Annotated in this window: 19 protein-coding genes; 8 read left to right on the top strand and 11 right to left on the bottom strand. The window is 33.2% G+C overall.

Annotated elements, in window-relative coordinates; genetic code table 11:
* Positions 1-210: 210 nt before the first annotated feature.
* The 5 genes from AC1EUU_RS08435 to AC1EUU_RS08415 form a co-directional block, all read right to left on the bottom strand.
* Positions 211-453 carry an AtpZ/AtpI family protein gene (locus tag AC1EUU_RS08435; RefSeq protein WP_480200976.1) on the bottom strand — a complete coding sequence of 81 codons (243 nt, stop codon included), beginning with the start codon at positions 451-453 and terminating at the stop codon, positions 211-213.
* On the bottom strand, positions 422-829 hold the full coding sequence (locus AC1EUU_RS08430) for a bactofilin family protein (protein ID WP_480200975.1): 408 nt from the start codon (positions 827-829) through the stop codon (positions 422-424). Before AC1EUU_RS08430 ends, AC1EUU_RS08435 begins: the two co-directional genes overlap by 32 nt.
* A 30-nt stretch (positions 830-859) precedes the next feature.
* Positions 860-3,148: a type IX secretion system periplasmic lipoprotein PorW/SprE gene (gene porW / locus AC1EUU_RS08425; protein WP_480200974.1), complete on the bottom strand. Its 2,289-nt coding sequence runs from the start codon at positions 3,146-3,148 to the stop codon at positions 860-862.
* Positions 3,149-3,253: 105 nt separating this feature from the next.
* Positions 3,254-3,952, bottom strand: a complete 699-nt coding sequence (locus tag AC1EUU_RS08420; RefSeq protein WP_480200973.1) for an ABC transporter ATP-binding protein — start codon at positions 3,950-3,952, stop codon at positions 3,254-3,256.
* Positions 3,953-3,970: 18 nt separating this feature from the next.
* The gene (locus tag AC1EUU_RS08415; protein ID WP_480200972.1) at positions 3,971-5,440 is read right to left on the bottom strand and encodes a DUF5687 family protein; all 1,470 of its coding nucleotides are present in this window, start codon (positions 5,438-5,440) and stop codon (positions 3,971-3,973) included.
* A gap of 61 nt (positions 5,441-5,501) precedes the next feature.
* On the opposite strand from AC1EUU_RS08415, the gene AC1EUU_RS08410 reads away from it, so the two are divergent.
* Positions 5,502-6,083: an NUDIX domain-containing protein gene (locus AC1EUU_RS08410; RefSeq protein ID WP_480200971.1), complete on the top strand. Its 582-nt coding sequence runs from the start codon at positions 5,502-5,504 to the stop codon at positions 6,081-6,083.
* An 8-nt stretch (positions 6,084-6,091) separates the two neighbouring features.
* Here the strand turns inward: AC1EUU_RS08410 and AC1EUU_RS08405 are convergent, their stop codons facing one another.
* Genes AC1EUU_RS08405 through pheS form a run of 3 tightly spaced genes read right to left on the bottom strand, consistent with a single transcriptional unit; the run spans position 6,092 to position 8,737 of the window.
* Complete coding sequence (locus AC1EUU_RS08405; RefSeq protein WP_480200970.1) at positions 6,092-7,276, bottom strand: AIR synthase related protein; 1,185 nt, start codon at positions 7,274-7,276, stop codon at positions 6,092-6,094.
* Positions 7,276-7,713, bottom strand: coding sequence for a retropepsin-like aspartic protease family protein (locus AC1EUU_RS08400; protein ID WP_480200969.1), 438 nt, complete (start codon positions 7,711-7,713; stop codon positions 7,276-7,278). Before AC1EUU_RS08400 ends, AC1EUU_RS08405 begins: the two co-directional genes overlap by 1 nt.
* A gap of 4 nt (positions 7,714-7,717) precedes the next feature.
* On the bottom strand, positions 7,718-8,737 hold the full coding sequence (pheS, locus tag AC1EUU_RS08395; RefSeq protein WP_480200968.1) for a phenylalanine--tRNA ligase subunit alpha: 1,020 nt from the start codon (positions 8,735-8,737) through the stop codon (positions 7,718-7,720).
* A 212-nt stretch (positions 8,738-8,949) separates the two neighbouring features.
* On the opposite strand from pheS, the gene gdhA reads away from it, so the two are divergent.
* The 4 genes from gdhA (at position 8,950) to AC1EUU_RS08375 (ending at position 12,457) form a co-directional block, all read left to right on the top strand.
* Positions 8,950-10,293 (top strand): NADP-specific glutamate dehydrogenase, encoded by a 1,344-nt coding sequence (gene gdhA, locus AC1EUU_RS08390; protein ID WP_480200967.1) that lies wholly within the window; start codon positions 8,950-8,952, stop codon positions 10,291-10,293.
* A gap of 133 nt (positions 10,294-10,426) precedes the next feature.
* A complete protein-coding gene (locus AC1EUU_RS08385; protein ID WP_480200966.1) occupies positions 10,427-10,828 on the top strand; it encodes an ACT domain-containing protein in 402 nt (133 codons plus the stop codon).
* 6 nt (positions 10,829-10,834) lie between these two features.
* Positions 10,835-11,926 (top strand): DNA polymerase IV, encoded by a 1,092-nt coding sequence (dinB, locus tag AC1EUU_RS08380; RefSeq protein WP_480200965.1) that lies wholly within the window; start codon positions 10,835-10,837, stop codon positions 11,924-11,926.
* A gap of 93 nt (positions 11,927-12,019) precedes the next feature.
* Positions 12,020-12,457, top strand: coding sequence for a DUF6146 family protein (locus AC1EUU_RS08375; protein ID WP_480200964.1), 438 nt, complete (start codon positions 12,020-12,022; stop codon positions 12,455-12,457).
* A gap of 68 nt (positions 12,458-12,525) precedes the next feature.
* On the opposite strand, the gene pckA is transcribed toward AC1EUU_RS08375, so the two are convergent.
* Both pckA and AC1EUU_RS08365 read right to left on the bottom strand, forming a co-directional pair.
* Entirely contained in the window at positions 12,526-14,139 is a 1,614-nt protein-coding gene (gene pckA, locus AC1EUU_RS08370) for a phosphoenolpyruvate carboxykinase (ATP) (protein WP_480200963.1), read from the bottom strand.
* A gap of 83 nt (positions 14,140-14,222) precedes the next feature.
* Positions 14,223-14,597 carry a DUF423 domain-containing protein gene (locus AC1EUU_RS08365; protein ID WP_480200962.1) on the bottom strand — a complete coding sequence of 125 codons (375 nt, stop codon included), beginning with the start codon at positions 14,595-14,597 and terminating at the stop codon, positions 14,223-14,225.
* A gap of 82 nt (positions 14,598-14,679) precedes the next feature.
* Here AC1EUU_RS08365 and AC1EUU_RS08360 point away from each other — a divergent pair, with 82 nt between their 5' ends.
* The 3 genes from AC1EUU_RS08360 to AC1EUU_RS08350 all read left to right on the top strand — a co-directional run bounded on the left by AC1EUU_RS08360 (position 14,680) and on the right by AC1EUU_RS08350 (position 17,261).
* Positions 14,680-14,901 carry a putative signal transducing protein gene (locus AC1EUU_RS08360; protein WP_480200961.1) on the top strand — a complete coding sequence of 74 codons (222 nt, stop codon included), beginning with the start codon at positions 14,680-14,682 and terminating at the stop codon, positions 14,899-14,901.
* 67 nt (positions 14,902-14,968) lie between these two features.
* A complete protein-coding gene (locus tag AC1EUU_RS08355) occupies positions 14,969-16,339 on the top strand; it encodes a saccharopine dehydrogenase family protein (RefSeq protein WP_480200960.1) in 1,371 nt (456 codons plus the stop codon).
* Entirely contained in the window at positions 16,332-17,261 is a 930-nt protein-coding gene (locus AC1EUU_RS08350) for an aldo/keto reductase (protein WP_480200959.1), read from the top strand. The genes AC1EUU_RS08355 and AC1EUU_RS08350 overlap by 8 nt, the downstream gene beginning before the upstream one ends.
* Before the next feature lies 1 nt (position 17,262).
* Here AC1EUU_RS08350 and AC1EUU_RS08345 read toward each other — a convergent pair whose 3' ends face one another.
* Positions 17,263-17,976 carry a tRNA1(Val) (adenine(37)-N6)-methyltransferase gene (locus tag AC1EUU_RS08345; RefSeq protein ID WP_480200958.1) on the bottom strand — a complete coding sequence of 238 codons (714 nt, stop codon included), beginning with the start codon at positions 17,974-17,976 and terminating at the stop codon, positions 17,263-17,265.
* Positions 17,977-18,001 lie beyond the last annotated feature (25 nt).

Below are 18,001 nucleotides of genomic sequence, written 5' to 3'. Positions count from 1 at the left end.
CCTCAGTTTTACCATTAGAATACCTATAATTAACTAATGTATAAATTAAAAAAGTTACAATAAATAAGAAGGTGTATATATGCCATATAGGAAAGAATAATGTACCATCAAAAAAGTAGTACAAAATGTAGCTATGAATTGCTAATGATAGTACTGTTATACCCGCAAGTTGTAAAAAAAAGGAAAGTTGTCTTTTTTTAAAAATAGAATTCATTTATCATCTTTTGAGGCTGCAATAATACGTCTTACAACAAAAACAATAGATAAGATAACTGATGCTAGTGAAAGTATGATTGAAAAGGCCTTATGCTCATTAGGATAATATTCGTCTAACTTAATTCCAGCATAAGTTCCTAATCCAATAATAACTAGCATTTGTATAACAATACCAGAGTATCTTGCGTAAGAATTGATTGGCCTTTTAGGCGGTTTTGTGCTCTTCTTTTGGCTCATTATTCTTTAAGGCCTTGACAGAACCTTTCATGTTACAAGAAGCATTAAAGGTAGCTCCTGGTTCTACAGAAAGTTTGCCTAATACTACTTCACCGGAAATATTGGCCGTTGATTTTAATGATAATAACTGATCAACAGATAGGTTGCCAGAAAATTTTCCTTCTATATCAGCATTTGTACACTCAATAGTTCCATCTACCGATCCTGCCTGGCCAATTACGACTCTGCCACGTGTTTTAATAGTTCCTTGTACATTGCCATCAATTCTAAAATCTCCTTCAGATTTGATGTCGCCTACGAATGAAGTGTTTTTGCCAATAATATTTCTCTCAAGGGTTGGGCCTCCGCCGGGTGTTGATCTTTTCTCAGAAAACATAATTTTAATTTTAAAGTTTGACTCCTGTTTTTAATTCTTTCTTTTTGGGTTATTAGGGGGAGCGTTTAAACTTTTCTTCTTTATAGGCAAATTTTTATTCGGATCTTTTACTTCTTGTTTGAAGCCAGATAATAGTTCTGTAGCATGTTTTCCTTCTTCTGTATTAGCATAATTTAGTGCTACAAAATTTAACGATTCTTCAAAAGCTTCTTTACCTTTTGTTTTTAATAAGAGGTATGCTTTAAGCAGTTCAAATTTAGGAATAATAGGTAAATCCTCAAACTGCTTTAACGCTTTTTCAGTTTTTTCTAAAGAACGTTCATAATGTTCATACTCATAATCACAATAAACATCGTAATAAACATCTTCTGGTGTATTTTCTTTATCAGAAAATGTTAGTACTTCTTCTGGATTCGAAATAATAGTTGCATATTTTGAATCTGGGTAATTAGTAACGATTTCGTTTTTATATTTATTGCTCTTATCGGCATCTATATTTTCATAAACTTTATACAGATGATATTTAATTGGCAGTAAAAGGTTTTCCTTTGGTTGATAGCTTAATAATTTCTCAAATCTATCGGCCGCCAATTCATACTCTTTGAACTGTTCTTTATAAGATAAACCTAATTGATAATAGGCGTCATTTCTTAAGTCTGCAATAGAATCTAGCTCTGAAGGATCTTTAGGGACCTGATCTAGATAGTAATTTAATTCAAATTTTTGTGTGTCATCAACTGTATTCTGCGAGGCAACTTCATTCGTTTGAGGATTAATATTAATAACAGTTTTGTCTGATAATCGCCAATTGTCTTCTAACGGGCGATTTCCCCATACTTTTTTAAATTCCTGTTTGCCAAAGCCAGAAACTCTAACATTGTAAAAATAGAACTTCCCTCCTTTATTGGCATCTTTTGATGAATCATTAGTGAGATTACCAAAACCTGAATTAATAATCGATTCTTCTTCTTTTCGCTTGGCTTCTTCTGCAGCGGCTTTTAGTTGATCAATATGGTCTTGATAGTATTTTTTTTGTTCTTCTTCATTCAAAGAAGCTACATATAAAATACTATCGTTAACGTGTGCAACATTTTCAAAAAGAATAACGTCGTCTAGACTTTTTCTCTTACGAACAAGTCGTCTTATTCTTTTATTATTTTGACTCTCAGTAATATTCAACACGCTATCATAATATGATCCAGCAAGTTGAAAATCGGCTTTGTCAAAATAAAGATTACCCAAAGCTTCATAGGTAAGTTCTTGCTGATATAGTTTTGCATCTTTTGATTGTAACGATTTGTTGAGATTTACAATTGCGACGGAGTCATTATTATTTGCTAATTCAATAAGCCCGGTTTGATAATAAAGCTCATCTAAATAAGGGCGGTTGTCTCTATTTTTAATAAGTTTATATAAGTTCTTTAGTACAAGTTCCGTGCTATCGGTAGCACTAAAATTCTTTGCTCGATCTATTTGAGCATGTATCTTATACCTATATGGAGCCTTCTTAAAATTAATGAGCTTCTCAAAAGCGATATTCGAAGAATCAATTTTTTGTTCTTGCCGGTAAAGCTGACCTAAAATAAATAAGTTACGTGCTTTTTGTTTTGGATTTACAGAAAAGAATATCGCGCTATCTAGATGCTTAATTACAAGTTGCGTACTATCTAAAGATTGATATGCTAGGGCAGTGGCAACATGCGCGTCTTCTATAATGCTAAGTGGGGCGCTATTACTTTTTATTAAAATACCTAAAGTTTCTAATGCGAGTTTTTCATTTTGCAAGCGAATGAGTGTCTTAGCCTGCCAAACTTTGGTTTCGTCTCTTAAATTTGGATCTGTATAAGAACCTAAAATAAAATTAAAAGCCTCCAAAGCGGGTACAAAACGTTGGGAATAATAACGTGTTTTTCCTAATAACAAGTAAGCATCATCAATTTGTTTATTGCGTTCTCTTCCATTAATATCCATGGAATGTTTCTGAATAGCTTTTATGGCTTTTAATTCGGCCTTTTCAAAACCTTGTGCGTTTTCTTCAGGAATTTCTTTTTGCTGACCAGGTAACAGCGGTGTTTCCAGCTTTTCTTCTTCAATTTTTAATGGTTCAATTGGTAAAACTTCCCAGAAATTGTCGTTGTACTGATCATCTATTTGCTGTTTAGCTTGGTCATAAGCAACCTGACCATTATACAAAACATTGTATTTGGTAGTAACAGAATGAAAACTGCGATTAACAAAGGTGTCTTTTTTTGTTGAGCAGCTAAATATTAAAAGTAAAATGCCACTAAAAAATAGACCAAACCCAAAACCTTTTTTCAAAATACAGAGTTATTTATTTCTTTAACTAGGTTTATAATTAATTATTGCAATAAAAGGGTAAAAGTACAAATAAAAAGAAGAAGTATTTTTAATTATTTTGTTTGCTTAGGCGGTGAAATAATTCTCCAATTCCTTTAAAGTTTCATTGGACGTTTTGATATCTTTTACTACCTCACCTTTATCTAAAACAACAATGCGCTCACAAACTTCTGTAATATGACTTAAATCGTGGCTGGAAATTAAAATAGTAATATCTCCATTGTCAGTAAGTGTTTTAATAATTTTCTTTAAACGAATTTGGGTTGTGGGGTCAAGGTTAGCAAAAGGCTCATCTAAAATTATTAATTCTGGATTTCCCATCATAGAAGCGACAATACCTGCTTTTTTCTGATTTCCTTTAGAAAGATCACGTAAATATTTTTTCTTTCCTAAAATTTCGTCGTTAAAAAACTCTTCAAACTGAAATAAGAAAGAAGAAACATCGGCTTTATTCATTCCACGAAGATTACCTATAAAGCTGAAATATTCTTCAGGAGTTAAATAGCTAATTAAAAAGCTTTCATCTATGAAAGAACCTGTAAATGATTTCCATTCTTCACTCTTATTAACCGTAATCCCGTTTACTGTTATTTCGCCAGTTGAAGGTCTTATTAGATCAAGTAACAAATTGAAATAAGTAGTTTTTCCGGCTCCATTGTTTCCAACAAGACCAAAACTTTGACCTTTAGGTATTTCTAGTGATTCTATGTTTAGAACTGTAGCTTCTTTGCTATATTTTTTTGTAATATTTTTAGTTAATATCATGAGTAGTTGTTTGTTTGATTATGATTTTTGTTCAAATGCACTAATAGCATCATATTTATCTCTAATATATTTTTTAACGATTAAGTCCATAAAGTAATTTCTAAAGATTAGTCCTGCTATTCCAACCAATGCGATCGCAACTATGCCTGCATTAAAATGGATAAGTTTACTAAAGATCCAAAAAATTAAAACCGGAAACAGCATTAAAGGAATAATGATAATAAATTGGGTTGCACTTGTGCCTTGCATATTAGAGAATCCACTTTTTTCAAGATCAATTCTCTTTCTGTTAAATGAACCTGCATATAGTAAGAATAAAGAGTTAAAACCAATATTAAAAATAGCTCCAGCGGTGATCATTAAAAATATATTCAATCCATAATATAAATATGGTAGACTCAAAAAATAAAGAATTCCTGTCATAGATACCATCAAGAACCATTTACTTTCTAAAAACTTACGATAACGGATGTTCTGACTCATTAGCAATTTATAGTGTGAGCTGTCCCAAGCTGGTATAAACTGACCATAATTTAATGCAAATCCTCCAGTTACAAACAAGGCGGCAAATAATAAAAAGCCTGGCATTTTGTCTTTGTAAACAGGATTATCAAAGAAAATTAAACCATAAAACAAAAATATAAATGACATAAAGAAAAGCGTCTTGGTTCTTTTATTTCTCCATATTAACCTTATGTCATTTTTTATGAAGGGAGCAACATCCCCTAATTTATCGGTCCATGCTAATTCTGCTGTACTAGCCTCTTTAGTTTTTGTGGCAACGGCATCATCCAGGTATATTTTGTTTTTGAGTAATTTATAGTTTAAATAATAAAGAACAACTGTTAATAATAAAGGTACCACAGCAAGAATAGGATTGTTTATAAAAGCGTTGAATATTTTTTCGCTGTATATGGTAGTGTCAAAAATATTGTAATTATGTGATGCTATTAAAACAACCGTTATAACAACAATAATCCAGAAAGCAATATTGCTCTTATTGATTAAAAAGTTTAAAAAATTAATTGCTTGTATGATAAAGAATATAGCAATCAGCCATCCTAATATGCCATTAACTTCATAGCCTTCTTTAAGTAAAACCATAGCAAAAGGAACATAGAAGAATAATCCTAAGATATTAAAAAAAGAAAAAGAAGATTTACTTAAAACATAATGAACTAGTTTGTCTTTTTTAACAGGTAAGGTGAGAAAAGGCTTGATATTCATTACTGGCAACTTTTGCATGAGGTAGCGAAAAATTAAATCACCTAAAAAAGCAAAAATTAAAAATGAGTTAACGACATGTAATGGATTTTTGCTGGGAAATTGCTCCTTGATAAAATAAAAAGCTCCAATACCAACTGCTAAAAATGAAACTAAAAAATAAATTGCAAAAAACCCCATTAAGATTTTTATTGCAAGACCTGTTTGCCAATATGAGGAACGGAAGTATTGTTTCCACTCTAATTTTAGAAATTGTGAAATCATTTGAGTTGTTTGAGATATATGTATTTAAATACCGTATTTTGTTACACCATAAATATAAGACATGCAAATCAACAGGATAAGAAATTTAAGAAAAGAGGTGCTTTCACAAAAGTGGGCCACTTTGTACGAGTATACCTTTGATTTTTTAAGACAAGACGATGTATGGGAATCGCAAAAGCGAGAAGTATATGACAAAGGAGATGGGGCGACAATTTTATTATTTAATAAATTGAAACAAACCGTTATTTTAACTAGGCAATTTAGAATACCAACATATTTAAATGGGAATGAAACAGGTATGATGGTAGAAGCTTGTGCTGGTTTGTTAGATGAAGATAATGCTGAAGATTGTATTAAACGCGAAGTATTGGAAGAAACCGGGTATGAGGTAAAAGAAGTACAAAAACTCTTTGAAGTATTTATGACTCCTGGAGCTGATAAAGAAAAAACATATTTTTTTATTGGTGAATATGAAGCTTCAATGAAAAAACATCGGGGAGGCGGACTAAAAAATGAACAAGAAGAAATAGAAGTTTTAGAATTTCATATTGACAAAGCAATGAAAATGATAAGAACAGGAGAAATTGAAGATGCTAAAACAATAATTCTTTTACAATATGTTAAGCTGCACCATATAGTATAGGCTAAGACTTAATTATATATAAATTCTCCGTACTCACTTTTAATCGTAAGCTTTTTTGTGTTATCAAGTGCCTCAACACGACCTACAATTTTTGCATCTACATTAAAACTTTTTGAAATGGTAATTATGTCTTCCGCAATCTCTTTAGGTACGTAAATTTCCATACGATGACCACAATTAAATACCTGATACATCTCTTTCCAGTTAGTATTGGATTGCTCTTGTATTAGCTTAAATAAAGGAGGCATTTCAAACAAACTATCTTTAATTATATGCAAATTATCTACAAAGTGTAAAATTTTGGTTTGCGCACCGCCGCTACAATGTACCATTCCGTGAATTTCTTCTGATGTGTACTTTGATAAAATTTCTTTAATGATAGGGGCATATGTACGTGTTGGCGATAAAACCAACTTTCCAGCATCTATTGAGGAGCCTTCTACATCATCGGTCAATTTGGTATTTCCAGAATAAACTAATTCTTTTGGAACTGAATCATCAAAGCTTTCGGGGTATTTATCGGCTAAATAATTGTGAAACACATCATGACGTGCTGAAGTTAATCCATTACTTCCCATTCCTCCATTATATTCAGACTCATAAGTAGCTTGGCCAAATGATGCCAATCCGATAATCACATCACCAGCCTTAATATTTGAGTTGTCAATAACTTCATTGCGTTTCATTCTTGCAGTAACCGTAGAGTCAACGATTATTGTACGTACTAAATCACCAACATCAGCGGTTTCACCTCCTGTTGAATGGATGGTAATACCAAATTTTTTTAAATCATCTAGTAATTCTTCGGTACCGTTAATAATAGCAGATAAAACTTCTCCCGGTATTAAACTTTTATTTCTACCTATAGTAGATGATAGCAATATGTTGTCTGTTGCTCCAACACAAAGTAAATCATCTATATTCATAATTAGCGCATCTTGAGCGATGCCTTTCCATACAGAAAGATCACCTGTCTCTTTCCAATACATATAAGCTAACGATGATTTGGTTCCAGCGCCATCTGCATGCATTACAATACAGTAATCATCATCGCCCGTAAGGTAATCAGGAACAATCTTGCAAAAGGCTTTTGGGAAAAGTCCTTTGTCAATATTTTTAATAGCATTATGCACATCTTCTTTAGCGGCAGAAACGCCACGTAATTTATAACGATGATCAGAAGGAGTACTCATTATTTAGAAAGGTATAGTCGTTTTTTATTGTAATCGATAATGGCTTTACCGCGTTCTAAAATGTCGGCGCCTAATATACCGTTAACAGGTTTTGCCTTTTGTTTTACTAAAGCATTATTAATATAAGATAAATCTAATAATATAAGATTTACCTTTTTAAGTTTAAATTTATCAATGGTCAACTTATTATTTTGTGATAACTGTGTGTCAATTTCTGCATTTCCTGCACCGGTTGCTTTATGATCAGATTCTTCGGTAGTAAGTTCAAAAAGTTCAGCTTCTTCCAGTCCAACACAAGAATTTGAAGCGCCAGTATCAATGATGAATCTTCCTTTTTTACCATTTATTTCAGCCTTTAGCTCGAAATGGTTGGTCTTTGTTTTTTTTAACTTAACCGCGTAATATCCTTGCTTTTCAAGATGTTTTTTTAAAGCCATTTTGCTATATAATAGATTTAAATTGACTTAAAAAACGAACATCATTTTCAAATAACATTCTAATATCAGGTATTTGATATAATAACATGGCAATACGTTCAATTCCCATACCGAAAGCAAATCCACTATATTTTTGAGGATCAATTTTACAATTTTTCAAAACATTTGGGTCAACCATGCCGCACCCCATTATCTCTAACCATCCAGTACCTTTAGTAATACGATAATCAGTCTCGGTCTTTAATCCCCAATAAATATCAACTTCTGCACTAGGTTCTGTAAATGGAAAATAAGAAGGGCGTAAACGAATCTTAGATTTTCCAAACATTTCTTTGGTAAAGTAAATAAGTGTTTGCTTTAGATCAGCGAAAGATACATCGGTATCTATATATAAACCTTCCACCTGATGAAAAATACAATGTGAACGTGCTGAAATATCTTCATTTCTGAATACACGTCCTGGAGAAATCGTACGAATAGGAGGCTCGTTATTTTCCATATAACGTACTTGTACAGATGAAGTATGCGTTCGTAATAAAATATCAGGATCCTTTTCAATAAAAAAAGTATCCTGCATGTCTCTGGCGGGATGGTATTCTGGTAAGTTTAATGCCGTAAAATTATGCCAATCATCTTCAATTTCCGATCCTTCAGAAATGGTAAACCCTATTCGAGAAAATACATCAACAATTTGATTTTTAACAATAGATATTGGGTGACGAGAACCTAGTTCGATTGGCTCGGCCGGTCTGGTAAGATCGCCATAGGCACTTTTGTCTTCAGTTGAGTTTTCTATTGCTTCTTTTAGGCTGGTAACTTTTTCTTCGGCAGTCTTTTTAAGCATGTTAATTGATTGCCCAAATTCTTTCTTCTGCTCGTTAGGAATATTTCTAAAGTCTGCGAATAATTCTTTTAAAATTCCTTTAGAGCCCAGATATTTAATTCTAAACGCTTCTACATCTTCTAAAGAAGTGGCTTTAAAACTCTGTACTTCACCAATCAGTTCCTTTACTTTATCTAGCATCTGTTAAAATCAAATTTAGAACGGCAAATTTACGTTTTTTTGTTTAGAATTTTTTGTGTTTTTTATGACGAATTTTAAAACCTAGATTATTAGAATTCAAACGTTTTCGCTAAGCATAAATAAATTCTAATTTTGAATTATGATATTGCTAATTTAATTACATTTGCACTCATAATTCGTTAAAAAACACTATCAATAATCATATTAAAATTATGGAATCAAAGATTAATGCTTTCATGGATCTGGTAAAAAAGCGTAACGGCCATGAACCAGAATTTTTACAAGCGGTACAAGAAGTTGCAGAAACTGTAATACCTTATATTGTTAAGCATGATATTTATCATGGGAAAAATATTTTATTACGTATGGTTGAACCAGAACGTTTGATTTCGTTTCGTGTGTGTTGGGTTGATGATAATGGAGAAATTCAGGTAAATAGAGGATATAGAGTTCAAATGAATTCAGCTATTGGCCCTTATAAAGGTGGTTTGCGTTTTCACCCTACTGTAAATGCAAGTATTTTAAAATTCTTAGCTTTTGAGCAAGTATTTAAAAACTCATTGACAACCTTGCCTATGGGCGGTGGTAAAGGTGGTTCTGATTTTGATCCTAAAGGAAAATCAGACAATGAAATCATGCGTTTTTGCCATGCTTTTATGAGTGAATTGTTTAGACACATTGGTCCAAATACTGATGTACCTGCTGGAGATATTGGCGTAGGTGGAAGAGAAATCGGGTTTTTATATGGACAATATAAAAAATTAAGAAATGAGTTTACTGGCGTATTAACAGGTAAAGGTGCTTCTTGGGGAGGTTCTTTAATTCGCCCAGAAGCAACAGGTTACGGCGATGTATATTTTGCAGAGAATATGCTAAAGACTAGAAACGATTCTTTTGAAGGGAAAACTGTTGTAATTTCTGGTTCGGGTAATGTGGCACAATATGCTTGTGAGAAAGCAACTCAATTAGGAGGTAAAGTTGTTACTATGTCTGACTCTTCAGGATATATTTATGATGAAGAAGGAATAGATGCTGAAAAACTAACATTTATTATGGAGCTAAAGAATGTGAAGCGAGGTAGAATTCATGAGTATACAGATAAATATTCTTCTGCTAAATTCTTTAAAGGTGAAAAACCATGGGGCGTGAAATGTGATGTAGCCTTGCCATGTGCAACGCAAAATGAATTAGATGGAGATGCTGCTCAAGCGCTTGTTGCTAATGGTTGTATTTGTGTTGCAGAAGGCGCTAATATGCCATCTACACCAGAGGCAATTCACGAATTCCAAAAAGCAAATATCTTATTTGCTCCGGGTAAAGCCTCGAATGCCGGTGGTGTTGCTACTTCTGGTTTAGAAATGAGTCAAAATTCATTGCGTTTAAGTTGGACACGTGAGGAGGTAGATGCTAAATTGAAACAAATCATGGAAGATATACATAATTCTTGCGTAAAATATGGTAAGAACGATGATGGCTCAGTTGACTATGTGAGTGGCGCGAATATTGCTGGCTTTGTAAAAGTAGCTGATGCTATGTTGGCCCAAGGAATTGTGTAAATTTCACAAATCATTATATAAATAAGAAAGCGCACCAAAATGGTGCGCTTTCTTATTTTAAGACCATATTAACGAACGAAACTTTAGGTGTACTATTGGTTTTAGTACTTTTATAACTCAAATTTTTAGGAAGATGAGTAGTGAAACTAATTTAAGAACCCTGTTAGCAGAGATGAAACCTTTTGTAAATGAGGGAGAATATGTTTTTATTTCTTTGGAAAATGAAGAAGAAGTTCGTTACGAGGATATTATTGGGATGTTTAAGGAAAACGAAGGAACTACGATAGTTCTTGAACGCCAAAAGGCAGATTTACTACAACTCAAATATAATTTTATAGCCTCATGGATTACTTTAAAAGTTCACTCATCTTTAAATGCTGTTGGCTTAACCGCAGCATTTTCATCGGCTTTAGCTGAACAAAATATTAGTTGCAATGTTATAGCTGGTTATTATCATGATCATATTTTTGTGTCAAAAGATGATAAATCTAAAGCTATGAATGTTTTAAGCGCCTTGTCTAAAAACCATCAATGATTTTTAATGGATTTGCAGCCACCATATCGAAAAATTATCCATTTAGATATGGATGCATTTTATGCTTCCGTAGAACAATTAGATGATCCTGAACTTAGAGGGAAGCCAATAGCTGTAGGAGGAGGAGGTAAAAGAGGTGTTGTTTCCGCGGCAAGCTATGAGGCAAGAAAATATGGAGTGAGATCAGCCATGAGTGGAGTTTTGGCACAAAAAAATTGTCCTCACTTGATTTTTGTAAAGCCTAGGTTTAAGAGGTACAGCGAGATCTCAAAACAAATTCGTGACATCTTTTTTAAATATACCGATCTAGTTGAGCCCTTATCACTAGATGAAGCCTATTTAGATGTTACAAAAAATAAGAAGGGTCACCCTTCAGCTACGTTATTAGCAAAAGAAATTCGTAATGAAATTTATGAAAAAGTTGGATTAAGAGCTTCTGCAGGGATCTCTATAAATAAATTTATTGCGAAAGTGGCCTCAGATATTAATAAACCAAATGGGCAAAAAACAATACCACCAGAAGAGGTCATTGGGTTTTTAGAAGAACTGGAAATTGCTAAATTCTATGGTGTTGGTAAGGTAACTGCGTCTAAAATGTATAACCTAGGAATTTTTAATGGGAAAGACCTAAAGGAAAAATCATTAGTGTTTTTAACTGAACATTTCAAAAAATCTGGAGCGTACTATTATAATATTGTAAGAGGAATTCATAATAGCAAAGTAAAACCTGATAGAATTAGAAAATCTATTGCTGCGGAACGTACATTTATTGAAAATCTTACCTCTGAAATATATATGTTAGAAAAGCTCGATGGAATAGCTGAAGAGCTTGAAAATAGGCTTAAAAAATCAAAAGTATCAGGAAAAACAGTAACTTTAAAGATAAAATACAGTGATTTTTCTGTACAAACACGTAGCAAGACGCTACCGTATTTCGTTACCGATAAAAGTTTATTGTTAGAAACCGTAAAAGAACTTTTATATCAAGAAAAAGTGCATAATTCGGTTCGATTATTAGGAATCTCGGTTACAAATCTAAATATCAATACGAAGCAGAAAGAAGAGGTTATTGATGTCCAGCTAAAATTTGATTTCTAGAGTGAAATTTGGAATGTTTTTTGTGGTAAATATAATTAGTTGTAAAGAAAGTTCTATAAGTAAGTATACGTCTAAAAAATAAATAGTTGAGTCATGGGTAAAAGTATCATTTACATTTTCATCGTTGCTAGCTTGTTGATTGTAAGTTGCGGCACACAAAATCAAACAGTAGCCACAGCCGATAACGCTGCACAAAAAGAAGAGCCGGTTCGCATTGCGAATGACAGTTTAGAATACGAAGTTATTATTATTGATGTTGGATTCAATACCTTTTTGAATACACGCGCACGACCTATGAATTTTTATTCGAAAGAATTTCTTGAAACTCGCAATAGGTATTACGTAACCGAGTGGAATATGAGAGCGCAAAATCCATCTAGGTTTAATTCTGGTATTTATGAAACCATTATTGACTATCAGCCTAATATAGATTATGGCTTGGAGGTTAATTACAAATTATTCTGGTATTTTCAATTCGCGCAGCGAAAGTATAATATGAAACTGGGTCCATTTCGAGTTTACGGAGTTTAAATATAAAAGCCTTAAAATTTCATATTTTAAGGCTTTAGTTTTTAATTAAGTAATTATATATATTAAACTCAGGCGAATCGTTGAGGGCCGCCACGTCTTATCTCTTCACTAGCAAAAGCTTCAAACTTATTAAAGTTCTCTCTAAAAGCATTTGATAGTTTAAAAGCCATTTTATAATAAGCTTCATCATTATTCCAAGATGCTCTTGGGCTTAATACCTCAGAAGGAACTCCTGGACAATGCCTTGGCTGAGCAACACCAAAAACAGAATGTAAATGATAGTCCTCGTATGAATATTCACCTAGATCACCATTTAATGCAGCATTGATCATTGCCCTTGTGTATTTTAATTTCATACGGGTTCCTACGCCATAAGGGCCACCGGTCCAACCTGTATTTACTAACCATACATTAACACCCGCATCTTTCATTTTTTTACTTAACATTTCAGCATACTCAGCTGGATGTAAAGGCATAAAAGGTGCGCCAAAACAAGCAGAAAAAGAAGGTACCGGTTCGGTAACTCCTGCTTCAGTACCTGCAACTTTAGCAGTATAACCAGAAATGAAATGATAAGCTGCCTGATTTGGTAATAACCTTGAAATTGGAGGTAACACGCCAAAGGCGTCAGCGGTTAAGAAAAAGATATTCTTTGGATTTCCTGCTAATGAAGGCTTTTGAATATTGTTAATATGATAAATAGGGTAGCTAACACGTGTATTTTGAGTAATTGAAGTATCTTCAAAATCTACTTCGTTAGTACCTTCTTTAAAAATAATATTTTCTAATAAAGCTCCAGGTTTAATTGCATTATAAATATCAGGTTCGTTTTCCTTTGAAAGATTGATAACCTTTGCATAACACCCTCCTTCGAAATTGAAAATGGTATTTTCATTGGTCCATCCATGCTCATCATCACCAATTAACTTTCTATTAGGGTCTGCAGATAGCGTCGTTTTACCTGTTCCTGATAATCCAAAAAAGATAGCCGTTTCGCCATTTTCACCAACGTTAGCCGAGCAGTGCATTGGCAAAGTGTTCTTAAATACCGGTAAGATAAAATTCAAAGCAGAAAAAATCCCTTTTTTCATTTCGCCAGTATATCCAGTACCACCAATTAAAGCTATTTTTCTGGTAAAATCTAAGATCGCAAAGTTATGCTGGCGTGTACCATCTATCTTTGCATCTGCCATGAAATTAGGAGCATTTACAATTGTCCATTCGGGCTCAAAATTTTCCAGTTCATTTTCTTCTGGTCTTAAAAACATATTATATGCAAACATGTTAGACCATGGTAACTCATTTATAACACGAATATTCAAACGATAATTCTCGTCTGCACAAGCATAAGCATCACGCACATAAATTTCTTTATTAGATAGGTAGTCTACTACTTTATCATAAAGTTTTTCGAATTTATCCGAATCGAAAGGAATATTAATGGGGCCCCACCATATTTTATCTTTAGTGATATCGTCTTTAACAATAAATCTGTCTTGCGGTGAACGTCCGGTAAACTCACCGGTGTTAATAGCCAAAGCTCCAGTACTTGATAACTTACCCAGATCTTTTTCTATTGCAATTTTTGTTAAAGTTTCAGGAGAGAGATTCCAATGAGTTGTTGCATTTTTAATACCGTAGTTTGAAAGCGTTCTATCTACGGCTTTGGCAATTTTTTCCATTTAGTTGTGTTAATGTAAAATAGGGGTCAAAAATACACATTATTTTATAACGAAAACGTTTGAAATGGACTTTTATTAACAAATCAGTCCGATTTTTTTACAAAGTAAAATAACATAAAAACCCATCCTAAAATAAAAAGAAGCCCTCCAAGTGGAGTAATAAACCAAATTGATTTTGGGTCAATATTACCTAATGTAATTAAATAGATTGATCCCGAAAAAAATAGAATCCCGAGAAAGAAAAAATAGCTAATCGTTTTTTTCTCTTTAGGCGAAAATTGACTAAATATATTCACAAAAAGTAATACAATTACATGATACATTTGATACCTAACCGCTGTTTCAAAGCTATTTAATGAGCTTGCATCTAATTGCTCCTTTAGAGCATGAGCACCAAAAGCACCAAGTATGATTGTTAGAATGCCTAATAAGGCGGTGATCACTAAATTTTTCTTCATTTTATTGAGCTTGATTCGGACTAAAATTAAGCGTTTTAAGTTAAATATTTATACTTTATATTTACAAAAAGTTGTTGATCTTATGAAAAACCTTAAAAGTTTAAAAACAGTTTTGGTTTCCACTTTTTTACATGAAGTTCACCTGGCTAAAACAAAACTTGCTAGCAAAGGCATTAATAGCTTTATTGCTGACGAACATATTAACAGTATTATTGGCACTGCTTTTATCGAAGGGTATAAGTTAAATGTTGATGAAGCTGATTACGAGGAGGCTAGAACCATCTTGAGTTTGTATAAAACTTAAAATAACTTTTTGAATATTAATTCTTCAAATTTTATACATTCGCTCCCATATAATTCATAAGCCAAAAATGAGAAAAATATTAATTATTGGAGCAGGGCGCTCATCGTCTTCGTTAATAAAATATTTATTAGATAAATCCTTAGAAGAGAAACTTGAGGTTACGGTTGCAGATGTTTCTAAAGAAGCTGCCGAAGAACGAATTGATAATCATTCAAATGGAGTTGCAATAGCATTAGATGTGTTCGACGAAGCTGTGAGAAAAAAAGCTGTTCAAAATGCTGATATTGTAGTGTCTATGCTACCGGCTAGATTCCATATTGAGGTTGCTAAAGACTGTATTGCGTATAAAAAGCACATGGTAACCGCTTCTTATATTTCTGATGAAATGAAGGCTCTCAATGAAGATGCAAAGGAAAACGGATTGGTGTTTATGAATGAAATAGGTTTAGATCCTGGTATTGATCATATGAGTGCAATGCAGGTTATAGACCGTGTACGCGATAATGGAGGAGAAATGTTGTTATTCGAATCTTTTACAGGAGGTTTGGTTGCTCCAGAAAGTGATACAAATTTGTGGAACTATAAATTTACATGGAATCCAAGAAATGTAGTTTTAGCAGGACAGGGAGGAGCTGCAATGTTTATACAAGAAGGAACCTATAAATATATTCCTTATCATAAACTGTTTAGAAGAACAGAGTTTCTAACGGTAAATGGTAGCGGTAAATTTGAGGCCTATGCAAACAGAGATTCACTTAAGTATAGAAGTGTCTATGGCTTAGATTCTATACCAACCATGTATCGAGGAACCATACGAAAGATTGGATTTTCAAGAGCCTGGAATGTTTTTGTGCAATTAGGAATGACCGATGATTCGTATACAATCGAAGATTCTGAGAATATGAGTTACCGCGATTTTACCAATTTGTTTTTGGCATATAGTCCAAGTGATTCAGTTGAATTAAAAATGCGTTCTTATCTAAAAATTGATCAAGACGATATAATGTGGGGGAAATTAGAAGAATTAGATATTTTCAATCCGAATAAAAAAATAGGGCTAAAGAATGCTACTCCGGCTCAAATGCTGCAAAAGATCCTGATGGATAAATGGACATTAGAAGAAGATGATAAAGATATGATTGTAATGCAGCATAAATTTGGCTATGAATATCAAGGAAAACAAAAACAAATAGAAAGTAGCTTAGTAGTTATTGGTGAAGATCAAACGTATACTGCAATGGCCAAAACTGTTGGTTTGCCGGTGGCTATGGCCACTTTAAAAATATTAAATGGTGAAATTAAAACTCCAGGAGTGCAACTACCTATTTCTAAGGAGGTATATGAGCCTATTTTAAAAGAGCTTGAAGATTATGGAATTAAGTTTGTTGAAAAGCAAGTTCCATATTTGGGGTATAATCCTAACAATGTAAATGGTTGATAAGCAACTTATATATGGCTGTATGGGGCTTGGTGGTGACTGGGAAGCCAGCACACTGAATAAAACTGACCTTATTGTTGCTGAAAAAGCGATAGAAACAGCTCTAGAATATGGGATTCACTACTTTGATCATGCAGATATCTACAAAGCTGGACGTTCTGAAGAAGTTTTTGGAAAAATTCTAAAAAATAATCCGGCACTTAGAGATAAAATTATTTTACAATCAAAAGCCGGAATAGACTATAGGGCGCTAGGGAGTTCAAGTCTCTATAATTTAAGTGAGCATTATTTATTGCAACAAGTAGATGTAATACTAAAAAGATTACAAACTGATTACCTTGATGTTTTTTTACTTCATAGACCAGATCCATTAATGAATCCGCAAGAAATTGCAAATGCATTTCGAATATTAAAAGAACAAGGAAAGGTTAAGAGCTTTGGTGTAAGTAATATGTCATTGCACCAAATTAATTTTATTCAAAAATATTGTGACGATCCCTTAGTGACAAATCAAATTCAACTTAGTTTAGGGCACCCGTTGGTAGTTGAAACAGGTGTTTTGGTTGATCGTGTTAATAATACAGACTTTAATGGGGTAGAAGGGTTATTGGAATTCTCACAAATTAATAATATATCAATTCAAGCATATAGCTCCTTGGATGGAGGTAGGTATATAAGTGGCCACTCTAAAGAAGATATATTGGTGTACAATTTAGTTTCTGAATTAGCAGAAAAATATGATACTACTAAAGAAGCGATTGCATTAGCATGGTTATTTAAAATTCCAGGGGCAATTCAACCAATTATTGGTACAACTAATCCTGAGCGCATAAAAGCTTGTTCTCATTCTGTAGAAATAGAACTTTCGAGAAAAGACTGGTATCAACTTTGGGTAACCGCCAGAGGAGCAAAGATACCCTAGATTACATTTTTAAATAAAAGTCTTTCACCAATTCAATATAGGCAGGAGTATATTGGTGTCTGCCGCTTTCTATGATTAATTCTTCTTTTGTAAATTCGCTTTTTACAGGTGAAAACGCCAACATACTGCGCTTAATTTCCGATTGTGGAGTGCCTTTTACATGGCAAACTTTAATAAGGTTTAGTTCTTTTTTTGCAGCCATTTTTATAAAATTTTCTTCTTCTTTAAACGGAATAATTGTAGTGAAAACACCTTCGCTTGACAGTAATTTAACAACAGCATCAATAAGGCCTTCAAAAGATAGCGAAGAGGTAAAACGTGCTTTATTTCGAGAGATATCTTTTGTTTCGAAGGTATCATTATAAAAAGGTGGATTGCTAATAATCAAATCATATTGATCATCAATTTCCTTTGCAAATTGCGCTATAGATGCATGATAGCAGAACAATCGATCTGCCCACGCTGAATTTTCAAAATTCTCAACTGCCTGCTCATAAGCCTTGTCATCTAATTCAACAGCATCAATAGTCTCTGCATCACCTCGCTGAGCTAGTTGTAATGCGATTATTCCGGTTCCTGTTCCAATATCGAGAATTGAACTTGGGCTGTGTTCTAAAGATGCCCAGGCGCCTAATAATACGCCATCGGTGCCAATTTTCATGGCACATTTATCTTGCAGGATACTAAACTCTTTAAATTGAAATGGTTTGCTCAAGACCGTGATTTATAATTTTTAATGT

It is taken from the genome of Maritimimonas sp. 2205BS37-2 (genome assembly GCF_056591755.1).
This window is presented reverse-complemented; position numbering and strand designations above follow the sequence as displayed.

Excerpts from the sequence above, each read along its gene's own strand:
- AC1EUU_RS08435 (WP_480200976.1), bottom strand. The coding sequence starts at position 453 with ATGAGCCAAAAGAAGAGCACAAAACCGCCTAAAAGGCCAATCAATTCT.
- pheS (WP_480200968.1), bottom strand. The coding sequence starts at position 8,737 with ATGCTAGATAAAGTAAAGGAACTGATTGGTGAAGTACAGAGTTTTAAA.
- AC1EUU_RS08430 (WP_480200975.1), bottom strand. The coding sequence starts at position 829 with ATGTTTTCTGAGAAAAGATCAACACCCGGCGGAGGCCCAACCCTTGAG.
- dinB (WP_480200965.1), top strand. The coding sequence starts at position 10,835 with ATGGATTTGCAGCCACCATATCGAAAAATTATCCATTTAGATATGGAT.
- AC1EUU_RS08405 (WP_480200970.1), bottom strand. The coding sequence starts at position 7,276 with ATGAGTACTCCTTCTGATCATCGTTATAAATTACGTGGCGTTTCTGCC.
- pckA (WP_480200963.1), bottom strand. The coding sequence starts at position 14,139 with ATGGAAAAAATTGCCAAAGCCGTAGATAGAACGCTTTCAAACTACGGT.
- AC1EUU_RS08400 (WP_480200969.1), bottom strand. The coding sequence starts at position 7,713 with ATGGCTTTAAAAAAACATCTTGAAAAGCAAGGATATTACGCGGTTAAG.
- AC1EUU_RS08350 (WP_480200959.1), top strand. The coding sequence starts at position 16,332 with ATGGTTGATAAGCAACTTATATATGGCTGTATGGGGCTTGGTGGTGAC.
- AC1EUU_RS08420 (WP_480200973.1), bottom strand. The coding sequence starts at position 3,952 with ATGATATTAACTAAAAATATTACAAAAAAATATAGCAAAGAAGCTACA.
- AC1EUU_RS08410 (WP_480200971.1), top strand. The coding sequence starts at position 5,502 with ATGCAAATCAACAGGATAAGAAATTTAAGAAAAGAGGTGCTTTCACAA.
- AC1EUU_RS08375 (WP_480200964.1), top strand. The coding sequence starts at position 12,020 with ATGGGTAAAAGTATCATTTACATTTTCATCGTTGCTAGCTTGTTGATT.
- AC1EUU_RS08385 (WP_480200966.1), top strand. The coding sequence starts at position 10,427 with ATGAGTAGTGAAACTAATTTAAGAACCCTGTTAGCAGAGATGAAACCT.
- gdhA (WP_480200967.1), top strand. The coding sequence starts at position 8,950 with ATGGAATCAAAGATTAATGCTTTCATGGATCTGGTAAAAAAGCGTAAC.
- AC1EUU_RS08365 (WP_480200962.1), bottom strand. The coding sequence starts at position 14,597 with ATGAAGAAAAATTTAGTGATCACCGCCTTATTAGGCATTCTAACAATC.
- AC1EUU_RS08355 (WP_480200960.1), top strand. The coding sequence starts at position 14,969 with ATGAGAAAAATATTAATTATTGGAGCAGGGCGCTCATCGTCTTCGTTA.
- AC1EUU_RS08360 (WP_480200961.1), top strand. The coding sequence starts at position 14,680 with ATGAAAAACCTTAAAAGTTTAAAAACAGTTTTGGTTTCCACTTTTTTA.
- AC1EUU_RS08415 (WP_480200972.1), bottom strand. The coding sequence starts at position 5,440 with ATGATTTCACAATTTCTAAAATTAGAGTGGAAACAATACTTCCGTTCC.